Source organism: Cyanobacterium sp. T60_A2020_053 (assembly GCA_015272165.1).
Taxonomy (GTDB): domain Bacteria; phylum Cyanobacteriota; class Cyanobacteriia; order Cyanobacteriales; family Cyanobacteriaceae; genus Cyanobacterium.
The window spans coordinates 24,556-40,907 of record JACYMF010000113.1 but is presented as its reverse complement, the minus strand read 5'-3'; the positions used below and the strand labels follow the sequence as shown (position 1 = coordinate 40,907).

Annotated in this window: 15 protein-coding genes, 1 tRNA gene and 1 pseudogene; 4 read left to right on the top strand and 13 right to left on the bottom strand. The window is 36.7% G+C overall.

The annotated features are described in order from the left end of the window. Positions 1–33: 33 nt before the first annotated feature. A complete protein-coding gene (locus IGQ45_15275; protein ID MBF2058531.1) occupies positions 34–972 on the bottom strand; it encodes an NAD(P)H-dependent glycerol-3-phosphate dehydrogenase in 939 nt (312 codons plus the stop codon). Positions 973–1,041: 69 nt separating this feature from the next. Here IGQ45_15275 and IGQ45_15270 point away from each other — a divergent pair, with 69 nt between their 5' ends. Beyond that, the gene (locus IGQ45_15270) at positions 1,042–1,464 is read left to right on the top strand and encodes an NfeD family protein (protein MBF2058530.1); all 423 of its coding nucleotides are present in this window, start codon (positions 1,042–1,044) and stop codon (positions 1,462–1,464) included. Between the two features lie 18 nt (positions 1,465–1,482). Continuing rightward, entirely contained in the window at positions 1,483–2,418 is a 936-nt protein-coding gene (locus tag IGQ45_15265; protein ID MBF2058529.1) for an SPFH/Band 7/PHB domain protein, read from the top strand. 211 nt (positions 2,419–2,629) lie between these two features. Here IGQ45_15265 and gloA read toward each other — a convergent pair whose 3' ends face one another. Beyond that, a complete protein-coding gene (gene gloA, locus IGQ45_15260) occupies positions 2,630–3,016 on the bottom strand; it encodes a lactoylglutathione lyase (GenBank protein MBF2058528.1) in 387 nt (128 codons plus the stop codon). Positions 3,017–3,395: 379 nt separating this feature from the next. Continuing rightward, positions 3,396–4,970 (bottom strand): Na+/H+ antiporter, encoded by a 1,575-nt coding sequence (locus IGQ45_15255; GenBank protein MBF2058527.1) that lies wholly within the window; start codon positions 4,968–4,970, stop codon positions 3,396–3,398. Between the two features lie 246 nt (positions 4,971–5,216). Between IGQ45_15255 and IGQ45_15250 the strand changes: the two genes are divergently transcribed. Next, positions 5,217–5,882, top strand: a complete 666-nt coding sequence (locus IGQ45_15250) for a DUF2834 domain-containing protein (protein MBF2058526.1) — start codon at positions 5,217–5,219, stop codon at positions 5,880–5,882. Positions 5,883–6,134: 252 nt separating this feature from the next. On the opposite strand, the gene ruvB is transcribed toward IGQ45_15250, so the two are convergent. From ruvB to IGQ45_15230, 4 genes are all read right to left on the bottom strand, one after another. Then, complete coding sequence (gene ruvB / locus IGQ45_15245; GenBank protein MBF2058525.1) at positions 6,135–7,223, bottom strand: Holliday junction branch migration DNA helicase RuvB; 1,089 nt, start codon at positions 7,221–7,223, stop codon at positions 6,135–6,137. A gap of 134 nt (positions 7,224–7,357) precedes the next feature. After that, positions 7,358–7,430 (bottom strand) — tRNA-Thr (locus IGQ45_15240). A 65-nt stretch (positions 7,431–7,495) separates the two neighbouring features. Then, positions 7,496–8,143 carry a response regulator transcription factor gene (locus tag IGQ45_15235; protein ID MBF2058524.1) on the bottom strand — a complete coding sequence of 216 codons (648 nt, stop codon included), beginning with the start codon at positions 8,141–8,143 and terminating at the stop codon, positions 7,496–7,498. Positions 8,144–8,325: 182 nt separating this feature from the next. Next, positions 8,326–8,709, bottom strand: coding sequence for a ferredoxin (locus IGQ45_15230; protein MBF2058523.1), 384 nt, complete (start codon positions 8,707–8,709; stop codon positions 8,326–8,328). Between the two features lie 275 nt (positions 8,710–8,984). Here IGQ45_15230 and IGQ45_15225 point away from each other — a divergent pair, with 275 nt between their 5' ends. After that, entirely contained in the window at positions 8,985–9,794 is an 810-nt protein-coding gene (locus IGQ45_15225; GenBank protein MBF2058522.1) for a tetratricopeptide repeat protein, read from the top strand. Between the two features lie 121 nt (positions 9,795–9,915). On the opposite strand, the pseudogene IGQ45_15220 reads toward IGQ45_15225, so the two are convergent. The 6 genes and pseudogenes from IGQ45_15220 to IGQ45_15195 all read right to left on the bottom strand — a co-directional run bounded on the left by IGQ45_15220 (position 9,916) and on the right by IGQ45_15195 (position 16,168). Continuing rightward, positions 9,916–12,347, bottom strand: a pseudogene (locus tag IGQ45_15220) (ATP-binding cassette domain-containing protein). A 263-nt stretch (positions 12,348–12,610) separates the two neighbouring features. Next, complete coding sequence (locus IGQ45_15215) at positions 12,611–13,693, bottom strand: LOG family protein (GenBank protein ID MBF2058521.1); 1,083 nt, start codon at positions 13,691–13,693, stop codon at positions 12,611–12,613. An 82-nt stretch (positions 13,694–13,775) separates the two neighbouring features. Next, positions 13,776–14,099, bottom strand: a complete 324-nt coding sequence (gene trxA, locus IGQ45_15210; GenBank protein ID MBF2058520.1) for a thioredoxin — start codon at positions 14,097–14,099, stop codon at positions 13,776–13,778. A gap of 454 nt (positions 14,100–14,553) precedes the next feature. Beyond that, positions 14,554–15,495, bottom strand: coding sequence for a hypothetical protein (locus tag IGQ45_15205; GenBank protein ID MBF2058519.1), 942 nt, complete (start codon positions 15,493–15,495; stop codon positions 14,554–14,556). A 98-nt stretch (positions 15,496–15,593) separates the two neighbouring features. Further along, positions 15,594–15,929: a type II toxin-antitoxin system PemK/MazF family toxin gene (locus IGQ45_15200; GenBank protein MBF2058518.1), complete on the bottom strand. Its 336-nt coding sequence runs from the start codon at positions 15,927–15,929 to the stop codon at positions 15,594–15,596. Between the two features lie 14 nt (positions 15,930–15,943). After that, positions 15,944–16,168 carry a hypothetical protein gene (locus tag IGQ45_15195; protein ID MBF2058517.1) on the bottom strand — a complete coding sequence of 75 codons (225 nt, stop codon included), beginning with the start codon at positions 16,166–16,168 and terminating at the stop codon, positions 15,944–15,946. Positions 16,169–16,352: the final 184 nt, after the last annotated feature.

Below are 16,352 nucleotides of genomic sequence, written 5' to 3'. Positions count from 1 at the left end.
CCCTTGTTGCCAAATTTTGCTTTATCCGTTGCGTTAAAATTCTAAATACCAAAATTCCTCTTTTAATTCCCTAGCCATCAAATTTTCTACCGCTTCTTGAGCAGTAATTTTCCCTTTCAGTAATAAATATACTTGATAGGCGATGGGCGCTGGAATTTTCTCTTTACTAGCTAATTTAATGACGACATTAGCCGTATTTACCCCCTCTGCTGTGCCTTCGAGGTGCGCTAAAATATCATCCAAACTCTTACCTTCAGCTAATCCAGCGCCCACCTGATAATTACGAGATAAAGGGCTATCGCAGGTTGCCAGTAAATCTCCTAACCCTGATAAACCGAAAAATGTTTCAATAGATGCACCTAAATGAGTACCAATTCTAATCATTTCTGGTAGCGCCCGTGTCAACAGCGCCGCCTTAGCGTTAGTACCCAATTTTAAACCATCACATACCCCAGAAGCAATAGCCATGACATTTTTCAAAGTTCCACCCAACTCTGTACCAATGGGATCGCTATTGACATATACTCTAAAAATATCGGAAGCAAACATGGATTGTGCTAACTCAGCGCCCTCCACCACATTACTAGAAACCACCGTGGCGGCAGGTAAACTTCGGTCAATTTCCTTCGATAAATTAGGACCTGATAACACCACAATAGTATGATCTGGAAAAGACTCTTGCCAAATCTGCGAAGGAGTGCGAATAGTATCAAAATCTAAGCCCTTGGTAGCGGTAATAATCATGGCTTTTTCTTTGATGCCGATTTCCTTTAACTGCTGTATGATAGGTATAACCCCTTTCATGGAAATAGCAGATACAATCACATCCGCATCCTTAATGGCTTCGGTGAGGGAGATGTCTGAACGGCGACTCCAAATGGTACACTTAGAACAAGCATGATTTAACAAAAAGGCTAAACTCGAACCCCATGCACCAGCGCCCAACACCACAGTTTTTAGATTTTCACCCATAATAATTTCTTCAGATTCTACACTCTTCATTCTACATTCTTCATTCCTTCTACTGTCCATTGTGATGTTATGTCCCCTGTATTTCTTTGGTTGATTGTCGGTGCTATTTTTTGTTTTATGGAATTAGTATTCCCCAGCGCCTTCGTGGAGTTGATGATGGGGTTAGGGGCGCTGATAGTGGCTATTTTGGCGTTAATCATCCCTTACCATAATATTTTGATTGTCCTTTGGATGGTTATTTCCTTCTTATTAATTTTACTTGCTAAAAAATATTTTACTCCCAAACGTCAAAACTCATTGCTCCTAGAAGAAGACGAAGCCGTTACCATCACTACCGTTGAAGCAGGAAAAACAGGAAGGGTACTTTATGAAGGTACTTCATGGATGGCGAAGTGCGCTGATGAAAACATTGATATAGAACCAGAAGAAAAGGTTTATATTGTCAGTAGAAACGGTAACACCTTATTAGTGTTACCCCAAAAACTATTATAAAATTAGAGAATCTTAGTCATGGAACAATTATTTATTATCGTTGCCCTAGCCGGTTCAGCAATGTTTGGTAGTGTTAAGATTGTTAACGAAAAAAACGAATATTTAGTAGAACGTTTAGGCAGTTATAACAAAAAACTTTCTTCTGGTTTAAATTTTGTTGTCCCTTTCCTCGATAAAATAGTTTACAAGGATACCACCAGAGATAAAATTTTAGATGTAACTCCTCAATCCTGTATTACCAAAGATAATGTGGCTATCAGTGCCGATGCCGTCGTCTACTGGCGCATTGTGGACATGGAAAAAGCCTACTATAAAATTGAAAATTTACAATTGGCAATGGAAAACTTAGTTTTAACCCAAATTCGCTCGGAAATTGGTAAATTAGAACTAGATGAAACCTTTGTGGCGCGCGCCGAAATCAACAACGTATTATTGCGAGAATTAGACGTTGCCACCGATCCGTGGGGTGTTAAAGTCTTGAGAGTAGAATTAAAAGATATTACCCCTTCTACTGCCGTACAACAATCCATGGAACAACAAATGGCAGCCGAAAGAAAAAAACGTGCCGCCATTCTCAACTCAGAAGGAGAAAGAGACTCCGCCGTCAACTCCGCCCAAGGTAAAGCAGAAGCCAAATTATTAGAAGCAGAATCCCTGAAAAAAGCTGCCATCCTAGAAGCAGAAGCCCATAAACAACAACAAATCTTACAAGCCCAAGCCACGGCAGAGGCGCTACAAATTGTAGTCAATCAATTACGAGGTGATACCTTAGCCGAAAAAGCATTACAATTCTTGCTAACTCAGCAGTACCTAGAAATGGGTAAAGTCATTGGTAGCAGTAGCAGTAGTAAAGTGATGTTTATGGACCCTAGCAGTATAGTATCTACCTTAGAAGGTATTGGTTCACTCGTTGATCGTGGCGTAGAGATTCCCACTAAATCGATGATTAATTAATTGGTAGTGTGTAGGTTGGGTTATGCTGTCGCTAATCCAACCATAATTTTTCTGAATTTATATCAAGTCCGCTTGATTACTTACAAATCAATTAACAATAATCTTAGTTCAATTTATTGAACGATCGGGTTGTTGGTTCCGTGTAATTCATCACACGGTGGGTAAATTGCGAAGATAGAATCTTTTCAGAACAAATTACCCCAACTTGAATTTAGTTTTTTGTTTGAATTAGCTCAATTTTATAGCCAGTAGGGTCTTCCACAAAAGCGATCACTGTTGAACCATGCTTCATTGGACCCGGTTCTCTCACTACTTTACCACCCAAATCCTTAATTTTGTCACAAGTACCATAAATATCATCAACACCTAAAGCAATATGACCATAACCATCGCCTAAATTATAACTATCTTGCCCCCAGTTGTGGGTTAACTCAATCACCGAATTATCCGACTCATCACCATAACCCACAAAAGCCAGAGTAAATTCTCCTCCCGGATAGTCTTTTTTCCTTAATAACTTCATTCCCAACACATCACAGTAAAACTTGATAGATTCTTCCAAGTTACCAACCCTAAGCATTGTGTGTAATAAACGCATCAAAACATCTCCTTGAATTATTGATAATTAATAAATCTGTAGGTTAGATTAGCGATGGCATAATCTAAGTAAGTAAGCAAAATTAATTGTGATTTTTATTTTTCTCAAAGCTATGATAACAGAGGAAGGCAAGGGGCTAATATCAAGTCCGTTTGATCAGCCGAAGGCTGCCGCTGCGCGATCACTTACAAATTAGTAATATCAGTATCTTAGTTCAATTTATTGAACGTAAACCTGTTGGTTCCGTGTAATTCATTACACGGTGGGTAAAGTGCGAAGAGATAATCTATTTGTAACTAATTATCAGAACTTGATAAATACTGCGGTGAAATGATAAACCTCATAATTGTCAATTATCCATTGTCCATTGTCCATTTTCCTAATCGTCTTTTTCCATAACCAGAATTTCTTGAATAATAGGCGATAAATCATTACCTAATTCCCCCTTGAGAATTAAATCGGCATAAGTATCAGCTTCAATAGTTAGTAAATTTTCCCGCAATTTCTTCATAGAAATAGTTTTTAAATCAGGATTAACCTTTTGCAAATCGATAATTTTTTCCTCAATAGTATGTAATTGCCCTTCAATTAATTTGGTTTCATAGGAATAAAAATCAGGCTCAATTTCAGGAATTTTACTAGGAGGCATTGATGTTAAATAATCAAGCACATTATTCAAAGCCGTGCGCCTTGCGAGTAATTCAGAATATCCCTGCTTGACATCTTGATCGCCCACTAAATTCAATGCCTGTAACAAATATTTAGTAGTCAAACCCTGTACTAAAAGTGTAAATAAAACAACTCCAAAAACCGTTTCAATAACTACCGAACGATCAGTTAAAATTACAGGCACACTTAAAGCTAAAGCCACAGAAACAGAGCCTCTCAAACCTCCCCACCAGAGAATAAGTTGTTCACGCCAACTAAGATCAATAACTGTAATTAAATTACTGATATAACAAAGTATAAATACTGCGACAAAACGACTAATTAACAAAGAAACAATCGCTACTAAAATTAAATTCCAGTTAGTAATAAAGCTGGAAAAAATAATTTGGTCGCCAATGAGTAGAAAAACAATGGAATTGACAAAAAAAGCTAAAAAATCCCAAAATTCAGACACACTTAAACGGGTGCGAGGATTCATGCCAATTCTTGAGCCAAAATTTCCCAGAACTAACCCTACCATTACCACACCAATAACCCCTGAACCGCCTAAATTTTCGGTAATTAAATAAGTACCATAGGCAGAAACTAAAGTCAAAGATTGTTCTACTAAGGGTAAATCAAAGCGTTGAGTTAGATAGGAAATGCCAAAACCGACCAGTAAACCAACAGCAACCCCTACCCCAGTGAAGGTAAAAAATTCGATAATGGAATCAGTGATGGAAAATTGTTCTTCTCCGAGGGGAATTCCCACTAAAAGTAAAAAAGCAACTACTGCCACACCGTCATTAAATAAACTTTCTCCTTCCATGACGGTGGTTAATTTTTTCCCAGCGCCCAACTCCCTAAACAAAGCGATGACAGAAACTGGATCACTTGCTGATAAACTAGCGCCCACCAACAAAGCAGTTGCCAAGGAAAGGTTAGTAAAATGACTGAGGGCAAAAGAAACTCCAGTTACAGAGATAATCACTCCGACAATAGCCAGTAGGATGATGGGAGTAAGACTAGCTTTCAATTCCTTCCATTTGATATTCCACGCTGCTTCAAATAGTAAAGGAGGTAAAAATATTTCTAAAATCAACTCAGGGGAGAGGTTAACTAAACGAATATTGACGAAAGCTAAACCTGAACCGACAATTACTAATAATAATGTGTAGGGGATTTGTCGAAACCAACTAAAAACCCTTGAAATGGTTGCTACCGCTAAAGATACGGACAAAACAATCAAAAACTGTTCTAAGTTTTGCTCTATGGTAACTTCTGCTAAAGATGAGGCAATAATCATATTGATTTTAGATAATTTACTTCGTCTTTATCATAATAGTCAAAATCATAATATTCAAAACAACTTGGCTGTTTCTTTCATAGCGACCTAAAATGATCACTATAAATAGTTTATACTTTAGTTTATCTTATTTCTTTGTTTAAGTACCGTTAGAATGAAATAGCCCTGGCTTATATACAATTAATTTTGAGCGAGAACTTACTAAATTTGAAAATAAATAATGGGCAATGCCTACAATAAGATAATATGACCAAAAAAATTATATTTTTCGGAATTTGGTTAATTTTTTTAACCTATGGATTTTTCTTTTCTCCTGCAGATGATCCAGAAACTTTGAATCTAATTATCAATCTTTCTTCTGGTAAAGTAGAAGGTATTAACCCCTTAATTGTTAGTTTATTTAATCTCATGGGAATTTTACCAATGCTTTATGCCACTATGCTAATTATTGATGGTAAAGGTCAAAAAATAAATTCAGCGCCCTTCGTCGTTGCCAGTTTTTTTGTCGGTGCATTTGCTTTATTGCCTTATTTTGCTCTAAGGGAATCTCAAGATAATTTTACAGGAGAAAAAACAAAATTAATTAAATTTTTAGATAGCCGTTTCTTAGCCATAATCTTATCCATAGGAGCGATAATCTTATTGTTTTTTGGACTAACAAATGGTAACTTTTCTGATTTTATTTACCAATGGCAAAATAGCAAGTTTATTAATATAATGAGTCTCGATTTCTTCTGTTTATGCTTACTTTTTCCCATCATTATCAAAGATGATTTAGCCTTAAGAAGTCAAGAAAACCAGCATAATTGGTTATGGTGGATTAGCTTTATACCATTGCTAGGGGCGCTGGTTTATCTTTGCGCGCGCCCTCCACTCAAAGCAGGGTATTTTCAAAGTCAGGATCAAAATTGATTTGTTTTTGACAAGAAGACAATATAAGGATGATCCCCCCCAACCCCCCTTAAAAAGGGGGGAGATTCAGGGAGACAGGAGGATTTTTTACTATTAATTGATTTATTAGTAGTTAAAAACCTCTGAATTTCAGATTATTGGCTAGTTTGAGAAACTAACATTTTTGAGAATGAAAACGCCCTGCCCCTCAAAGCAGGAGAGTTATGAATTATGAATTAATAGCTAGGTCAATAATTAATCATCCATTATCCATTATCTTCCACAGGTATTTAAATGTTGTTGGGCTTTTTCTGTAGTAACTCGCCCCCGTTTCGTGCGATTAAGAAAGCCAATTTGTAGCAAATAAGGCTCATAAACTTCCTCAATGGTTTTCACATCTTCTCCCGTGGCAGAAGCCACCGCTTCCAAACCCACAGGACCACCGTTAAACTGTTCTATGATAGTTGATAAGATCAAACGGTCTGCCCAATCTAAGCCCATAGGGTCAACATTATGTAAATCCAGCGCCCTCCCCACCAACTCTTGATCGATTTTTGTTTCCCCTTTCACTTGGGCATAATCTCGCACTCGGCGCAGTAATCTATTGGTAATACGAGGTGTGCCACGAGAGCGTTTGGCAATTTCCAGCGCCCCTCCCTCGTCAATATCAAGGTTGAGAATTATGGCAGAACGTAATACAATTTGTGTTAATTCATCCCACTCATAAAATTTTAGCCTTTGGATTAAGCCAAAACGGTCTCGCAAAGGAGAAGTAAGAGAGCCAACTTTAGTGGTAGCACCAATGAGGGTAAAGGGTTTTAGGGGAATACTGCGGATTTTTGCTGATTGCCCTTTACCGATGGTAATATCCAAGCGCCCGTCTTCCATGGCAGGATACAATAATTCTTCCGTGACACGATTAAGGCGGTGGATTTCGTCCACAAATAAAATATCCTGAGCCTGTAACCCAACCAGTAAGCCAATTATATCCCTTGGACGTTCGAGGGCGGGGGCGCTGGTAATCTTACATTTAACCCCCATTTCCTCTGCTAAAATTAAAGACATGGTAGTTTTACCTAACCCCGGTGGTCCATAAAATAAAAGATGGTCTAGCGCTTCCTGACGCTGTTTGGCTGCCGTAATAGCGATGGTTAACACTTCTTTTAAGTCTTTTTGTCCGATATAATCCGCAAAACGGTGGGGGCGAATTTTCTCCTCATTTTGTTCTAAATCATCGGGGAGGGCGCTGGGCAAGAGAATCTCAGCATCTTGAGTAGTAGGGATTTTTATACCTGATTTATTTTTTCTTTGTTGGGGTAGTTTTTCATTTTTACCCTCAGAAGACGATCTTTTAATAGCCATAAATAATGGACAATTGATAATGGATAATTGCAGAAATGCAAAATGTAGAAGTAATTGTTTTCTAAATTCTACATTCTAAATTCTACATTCTAAACTTTATCTCTCTCTGCTTCCCCTTCTCCCCTTGAAAAAAAAGCCGCCTATCGGACTTGAACCGACAACCTCGAGATTACAAATCACGCGCTCTGCCAATTGAGCTAAGGCGGCAAGGTGTCAAACTAACACGCAGAAACTATTATAACTTAGGTGATTGGGGATTTGTCAAGACTGATTTAAACTAATTGTGCTTGTATTGCCCATCTCGATAACTCAGTGCGGTTATGAAGTCCAGTTTTATTAAGCATATTAGAAACATGACTTTCTATGGTGCGCTGACTTACCCCTAACTCCGTAGAAATTTCTCGATTAGATAATCCTTGTGCCACTAAATTAACTACCCTCGTCTCTGTAGGAGTTAACTCAACGGATTTTGGTACTTGAATGCGAATGCGATTATCACTAATAATAGGATTACTACCCATCAATCGATGAGTTTGATTTAGGGTTGATTGTACTTGTGCCACTAACTCTTCAGGCTCGAAAGGCTTAACCATATAAACATCAGCGCCCGTCGTCAATCCCTTAATTTTATCCTTACTTTGACCTTTAGCAGAAAGAAAAATAACGGGAATGAGATTCCATTGGGCGTTATTTCTCACTTCCTCCACAAAAGCATAACCATCCATTTCCGGCATCATGACATCACAAATGATTAAATCAGGAATTTCCCGCCCTAAAACTGTCAATGCCTCTCGCCCATGACTTGCTGTGGCAACCTCATAACCACTAAATTCCAGATAATCTTTCACCAAAAGAATAAGATTAGGATCATCATCAATTAAAAGTAACTTAGCATGAAGGGGGTTTTTTTTGCTGGTCATGGTTTTTCAGGGTTTAAAAATTCTTGCTGATTGGTGCAGAAAAGCCTCTATCTGTAAACAAATAACAGTCATCCCATTTTAACGCAAAAGTAGTTTATTTTTATAGGTTGGAGAATGCAAAACCTTTAAGTAAAGGTCGATAAACGGGTTTAACTTATTGTTAACACTTATGGCAAAACACTTCACTTCGGAGAAGGCAAAGAATGACTATGAAACAAATATTCTTCTACCACTTCATTCTTTAGTAAATGTTGTTGAATAATCAATTCTATTACTTCGGGGGTGGCGTGACGATACCAAACTCCATCAGGATATACTAATAAAATAGGACCATCACAACAGACTCTCAAACAATCTGCCTTAGTTCTAAATACACAAGTATTATATTCAGAAGAGGGTTGATGGATGCCCAATTCTTTTAACCTTTGTTTCAGGTATTGCCACGACTCTAAACTATCTTCACGAGAACAACATTTAGGTTTAGCTTGATCGCAACAGAGAAAAATATGGCGCTCAATTTTGTCTAAGTGTAGTTTTTGGACAATCTGCTGTATATTTTCACTCATTATTTGTTTTGACTTATCCAATAGACATCTCCCACAATAGCTATTTTAAACTATGAAGCCCTGTAAGGGTTGAATAATATTCAACCCCTACCAAAAATAAAAAATAATTTCTGGAGACCTATAATAATAAAGGGTTTCAATCTCCTATTTAGAGAAGTGAGCAAATTTAATGGTAGTCTAACTCATCTTTTAATTCACCTTTGCTCTTCAAAAATCATTGTATGACAATCCTATAATAGTTTAGGCTTGTTTATAGTTCTATTTTTCAAGTAATTATGATTAAATCTATCTTTACTATTCTCATTGCCTTTTTTTGTTTGGTGGTATCACCGGCAATGGCAACGGAAACGATTATTACGCCAGATGATTTGGCTAGGGGAGAGGCGCTGACGCAACAGGCGCTTGATGCTACCCAACAAGGGGATTTCGTTACGGCTGAAGCCTATTGGAGTCAGTTAATTGAGGCTTTTCCTAGTAATCCGGCGGTGTGGAGTAATCGGGGAAATGCGCTTGTCAGTCAAAATAAATTGACGGAAGCTATTGCTGATTATAACCAAGCTATTGTTCTAGCGCCCTCCGCCCCTGATCCATATCTCAATCGTGGCACTGCTTACGAGGGTTTAGGGGAATATGAAAAAGCCATCACTGACTATAATCAAGTCTTAGCTATTGATCCTCAAGATGCCATGGCATACAATAATTTAGGTAATGCTAACGCTGGTTTAAATAATTGGGATTTAGCGGTGGAATATTATCACAAAGCCACGGAAATCGCTCCTAATTTTGCTTTTGCGCGCGCCAATGAATCCCTCGCCATGTATCAACTGGGGGATAAGGCAGGGGCGCTGAAACAAATGCGTAACATTGTGCGAAAATATCCCATGTTTCCTGATATGCGCGCCGCTTTAACCGCCGCCCTTTGGGAAGTGGGTAAACAAGGGGAAGCGGAAAGTAATTGGGTGGCAACCATCGGCATGGATAGCCGTTATAAGGATTTGGATTGGTTAAGGGAAATCAGACGGTGGCCTCCTAGTATGGTAGATGCTTTGGACAAGTTTTTAACCATTGAGGTTGGTAAAAACTAGAATTAATTGTTGGTGTCGCGGTGTTAGGTTAGAGAATTGACAAGAAACTTATCTTTATTGATCTTTTTCTTGTACAAGAGTCTATGGAGGGAAGGGTTTTAAACCTGAAACCTGCTACCTGCTACCTGAAACCTCCCTTAATAAAAGTCACAATCAAATAAACAGCAATATGTGCGCCTAAAATGCCCCAGTTTAAGGTTAAATTGGACAAAATTGGTTCATAACTTAGGGATGCTTCTATGCCTTGGGCAATTTCCTTACCGTCTGGGGTTTTGATAGGCTCTGGAATCATACCATTAATATCCACTAATGTACCATAAGCGCCCACCGACCAGCGACTAATCATCAGCCATGACAAAAATTTGGCAATCCCTTCCATTTTAAATAATACCCCTGAAAAAATAATTTGCGGTATCAGTAAAAGGGGGAGGGCGCTGTTGGCTTGGGTACTATTACTTACGGCAGAAGAAACCATCATGCCAAAATTGTTACTAGCAAAAATGGTCAAAAAACTGGTAATTCCTACCCCTAATATCCAAGAAAACATTTCTGGCTCAGGAGATTTAAAACCAATTAAAACTACTATTACTACTAAAATACTCTGTAATAAAGCAATGATTCCTAACACAGATATTTTAGATAATAAATAAGAAAAAATACTTAAATTAACTAACCTTTCTCGAAAATAAATATCTGCTTCTTTGACTATTTCTTGTAATGAACCGGATAAACCTACCCATAAATTAGCACAGGTAAAGACGAAAACTACACTCAAAGCGATAGAAGCTAGTTCTGGATTGTCTTTTGTTGGAATAATTAAAGGGTCTAAATCATTAATGGCAAAACTGATTAAAGAGATACCGACGGGCGCTGTTAGTAAAGCAATTAATAAATTAATTTTATCCCTTAAAACTATTTTTTTGTAACGTTCAATTAAAGTTAAAATTTGTTTAAAAACAGATGCTTTAACTTGTTGAGGATTATCATTTTTTGATGAGGTGGAGGGCGCTGGGGAAATTTTTTGCGAACTAGATTTGTCATTTTGCAACTCAAATAATCGGTCAGTAACATTTTTTTTGTACAACTCCGATTGTTTAAACTCTTGAGTTTTATTAATTACCGCATCAGTGGTTTCTAAACTAATATAAATATCGGCAAAATTATTACTAGCAATATTAAAAAACTTAACCGCCGACTCTGGCTCTCCATAATAACAAAGATTACCGCCTCGACCTAGAAAAACTAAACGATCACATAAGCTAACATTACTGGTAGCATGGGTAACAAGAATGATCGTGCGCCCCTCATCCGCTAAACGGAGCAATAACTCCATCATTTTCTTATCCAAGCCCGGATCTAATCCTGATGTTGGTTCATCCAAGAAAAATAACTTAGGATCAGCTAACAATTCCACCCCAATACTAACTCGTTTTAACTGCCCTCCGCTCAACTTTTTTACCAAAATATCTTTATAATCGGTTAACTCAATTTGTTGAAGAGTTTTATCGACAATTTCTAACAAATTAATATCAGGAGGTAAACGTAATTTAGCAGCATACAAAAGCGCCTCAGCCACAGTCAAATCTTTATGAATAATATCCTGTTGTGGAACATAACCAATTTGGCTACGATAGATATTAAAATTTTTGTGCAAATCCTGCCCATTAAGATATACTTTACCTTCCGTAGTCGGTTCAATGCCCAAAAGAGTACGCATTAAAGTAGATTTTCCAGCGCCACTCCCCCCCACCAAAGCGACAAACTGCCCCGGTTCAGTGGGTAAAGAAATATCATTGATGATAGTACGATTTTTACCCGTTTCATCCTTCACCACTCGCAATAAATCAAAGGCATCAAGGCGAATATTATCACCCAAATCCGCCACCACTAACTTATCACCCTGAATTATTAGGGTGTAAGGACCAATTTTGATGGTAGAATTATCAGCTAGTACAGTAGAACCACTAACTTTTTGACCATCGACAAAAACACCATTAACGCTAGTATCTGTTAAAACATAGCGCCCGTCATTGTTAGTATCAATAGTGGCGTGTTGGCGAGAGACGGTGGGCGCATCTAACCGTAAATTAGCGCCCTCATCCCGACCTAAGACTACCGATTTATTTTTCAACGAGATAGACTGTAGAGGTGGAGGGTTGAAACCCGTACTCACATCCATGGAATGATACTCGATCATCACCCAATCTTTGGGATTTTGACCAAATAAAGACGATCACCAGCCCTTAATAAATGACCTTCTGCAGGAATTAAGCGATTATTCAGAAAAATACCATTAGAACTGCGTTTTTGTCCATCCCCATCAAAAATATAATAGCTTTGACCATGTTCTACTAACAACGCTTGAAAACCACTAACTAAACCCCAAACCTCATCATCTTGGGGTACAGTCAAATCAGCAAATTGTGGATTTCTACCAAGACGGTGCTCCATTTTATGTAACTCCATAGGGGCAAGAGTTGCACCATGACTACTTAACACTAAATAAGGGTTAGCGGTATCGAGGGTTGTTTTTTGATTGGCAGACGAGTTCATACACTATTTAAGTGGTTAAATTGATCAAATCATAGCAATGTACTTATCAAAAAGATCAATTATTTAAGGTTCGATAAAAAGTGTAGTCGTGAAGTGAAGGGAAAAGGGCAAAGGTTAAAAAAGGGCAAAGTTGCAAGGGCAAGGTGCTTATAAATCAAAGATATTAGCATAACTAGAGATTTTTAGAAATTCCTAGTTTTCATGAATAATTGTTGATTTAGAAGAAGGTAGATTGACAATTATAGGGAAAACTGCGAATAAACTTATCGAATAGAAGGCTGATGACAGACAAAAGTATCTGCATCAAAACTATTAATCATCTTAATCATTTGGTAAATACGACTGAATTTACGCTCATTGAAATAAAACCCAATACAAGGTAAATCATTGAGTAAATAAGGATCATGGCTCAACTCACTGTTTATGGTATTACTATCAACGCTAATAATTTTTCCTTTGGTTAAAATATCACTAAATTTATCATTTAATAACTCAATTTGTTCATCTTTTAATTGACAATTTAACCTCATTAAGAAAAAGTCTTTAACATACATACTCGAATGATAAACCCGATAAAAGTCTGTAATAATTTTACAAGCGCCCTCCACCGTATCAGTAATCGTATAAATTTCTGTATCTTCTGGGTTAATATAACCTTCTGCGACTAAATTTTCACAGAGATAGTTATGCCAATTATGCCAGTAATTTCCGTCCGGTTTATCAATCAAAATTAAAGGTATAGGCGGTTGTCTTCCTGTTTGACAAAGAGTTATGGTTTCAAAAGCCTCATCTTGAGTGCCGAATCCCCCCGGAAAAAGAGCAATGGCATCGGTTTCTTTCAAGAAAAATAATTTACGGGTAAAAAAGTATTTAAACTTAACTAATTTGTGATCATTTTCAATAAAATCATTGGCGCTTTGTTCAAAGGGTAATTTAACATTTAAACCAAAGGAATTGTCAGTCCCAGCGCCCTTATTCCCCGCTTCCATTATCCCTCCTCCAGCGCCCGTCAACACCATAAAACCTAGTTGACTGATCTTTTTCGCAAATTCTACCGCTAAACCATATTCTGGAGCATCGCAAGGGGTTCTAGCAGAACCAAAAACAGTGACTTTGCGAGTATGACGATAATTAGCAAATACCCGAAAACCTTTTTCTAAATCCTTGAGGGTAGAAACGAGAATTTTCCATTCTAAACGGTCAATTTGATTTTTTTTTACAATTTTAGCGAGGGATTTAAGAGACTTTTTTAACCATTTATTATGAGAATAAGGAGGTAAATTAGTGAGTAAATTATCAAGGTAACTAGAACGATAAAAAGAGTTTAAATCTAACTTTTTTGACAAAACAATAACCTCAAAATATAAAAATAAAAAACTTCCCACACTCCAACAAGGTGGGAAGATTACGGCATCACGAGAAAAAATCCTATAGATGTTGTTCCAAGGTTTTAGCGAGGCTAGTTTTAGGCACAGCGCCCACCAACATATCCTTTTTCTCTCCGCCTTTAAACACCATTAGGGTAGGGATGCTACGAATACCATACTGACTAGCGATTTGAGGGTTTTCATCGGTGTTTAGTTTAACAACCTTGACTTTACCTTCATATTGTTGCGCGATTTCTTCCACGACGGGCGCTACCATGCGACAAGGGCCACACCAAGGCGCCCAGAAATCAACCAACACAGGAAGTTCATTATCTAAAACTTCTGCTTTAAAATCTGCTTCTTTTACTTCTGTCACTTCTGACATCTTATTTATTCCTTAGCTAAACTATATGGGCATCTAAAATGCTATCAGATTTTACCATAACAAATTATCTGATTTCATTCTGCAATTATTTCTATATTTTTACAATTAGGCTTTAAGTAAAAAGTGTTTTAATGGTAAAGGTAAGCAAAAAATAGGCAATCAGGAATAGTATTAAAGGCTTATTAGGTTATCAGTTTGGCTTATAATCTTTGTTTGATAAGACTTATAAGGTAATGTCACAGCTTTCTCCTTGTTCCCAAAATCAAGGATTTGAGATTATTTGGTTTTGCTTGACAGTTTTGGCTCATCGGGCTTTAATCTTATTCAATCCTTTCAATAAAGTAATTTTTTAAAATCCTGCTTTTTGAGAACTTATTTTTAAAATTCCTAATCATCCTAAATTCCCTTCATTGAGGATGACTTTTCCTCAAATGCCAGCGCCCTTCACACAATTTCAAGAATTATTGATAATGTTACTATTTAATTTTTTTTGCATATCAGCGATTTTAAGGGAAGTGTTATTATCTTGATTTCTTTCCCATGCTTCTTTAAAATAATTTAATGCTGATTGCCAGTCTTGCATTTTTTCATAAACTAAGCCTAAATTATAATAAATATTGTCTAAATTATCAGCAAACTTTAAAGCAGTAAACAGGTATTTTTGAGCCGTATTTAATTCCCAAATTTCATAAGCATCATAACCACAATCATTAAAATAAATTGCTAAATATTTATTTAAAATATGCTCATTAAGCAAGGTTTTTTCATCATTAATTAAACCTAATTTTTGCCATAAATCACTTAAAGTTAATTCTTCAAAATTAAAACTTTCTATAATTAACTTACTTTGAATTTTTAACTGTTGTGCCAAAGAAATTTTAAGATCATCCCCTAAAATAAATTTATTTTCACCATCAATTTTTGTCTCTTGTAATAAACCTTGTTTCAGCATTTCCCCCACCATAATCAATATTTCCCCCAAGCTGACACTAGGGAAAATATCCTTTTGAATTACTGTTAAATCAATTCCTGATTTATTCAGCAGTAAAACATAAAGTAATTGCATCTCTTGCTTAGATAAATAAGATAAACTAATATCTTCACTTTCTATGCTTATATCCATCTCAGCCTTCTGAGATTCATTTTGGCGATATTTTTGATATTCCTCCACTAATCGCTGTTGTAATTTAGCTAATTTTCCCGGTCCAAAACCGAGAATTTTGAATTTTTTATAAACTTCCCCTAGTCTTTTTTGCAAGGCATCTCTGGAAATGCCTAATTCTTGGGCGATGTCGTCGAGGGATTCCCCTTGAATCGCCCTTGATAATACTTCTGATTCTCCTTCGGTGATGCCAAAAGGTTTGGTTATGTTCTGTAAAAATTTTTTGGGTATCATTTTTTATTTATTTTGTTTGTAATCAGCGCCCTCCCCCTCACACCAAACCCTGCGCCCTCCACTCCTGCGGGAGAGGAGGAATATTTTTCTATAAATAATTAAGTTAAAGAAAAAACAATTTTTAAGGCATTATCTATTTGTTGAATAAAATCATTTTCTAATTCTCCTCTGAAACTGACAAATCGAGAATTATAATCAATGGGGCGAGTTTGTAAACAGTCAGCAATAGATTTTTTATCTAAATTATTTACTAAAGAAGGGGTAATTTCAATGTTAGTTTTTATTTTAGCTTTTTTTTCAGTCCAATTTGTTATGGGGACGACTTGAATTACTGGAACTCGTTGATTATAAATATTATTTGTTACTATGACACATGGTCTTATTTTTCCTGTTTCTGAACCTAAAGTCGGATTAAGATTGACATTGATAATCATACCTCTAGTTAAAATCATTCTTCGATAAAATCCTCACAAGCTATCTCCGTTAACTGTTGTAAATCTAAATCTTCTTGATAAATTTCAGCGTATAAATCGGCAGATTTTTTTAATTCATTGATTAAGTAAAATTGCGAAGATTCATCAATTACTTGAATTTGATATTCTTTATCTGTATCTAAGTTTAATTTATCTTTGGGTTTTAATACTTTTCCATCGTAGGTTACGGTAATTAGCATAATTTCATTAATTGACTATTAATTATTATTCATTATAGATGATGATACAGCGCCCTCCACCCTCACCTCCTCACCCTTAAAATTTGCCCAACCCCTCTCCCACAGCAGGGGATTTTCAAAGTCAGGATCAAAATTGATTTGTTTTTGACAAGAAGACAATATAAGGATGATCCCCCCCAACCCC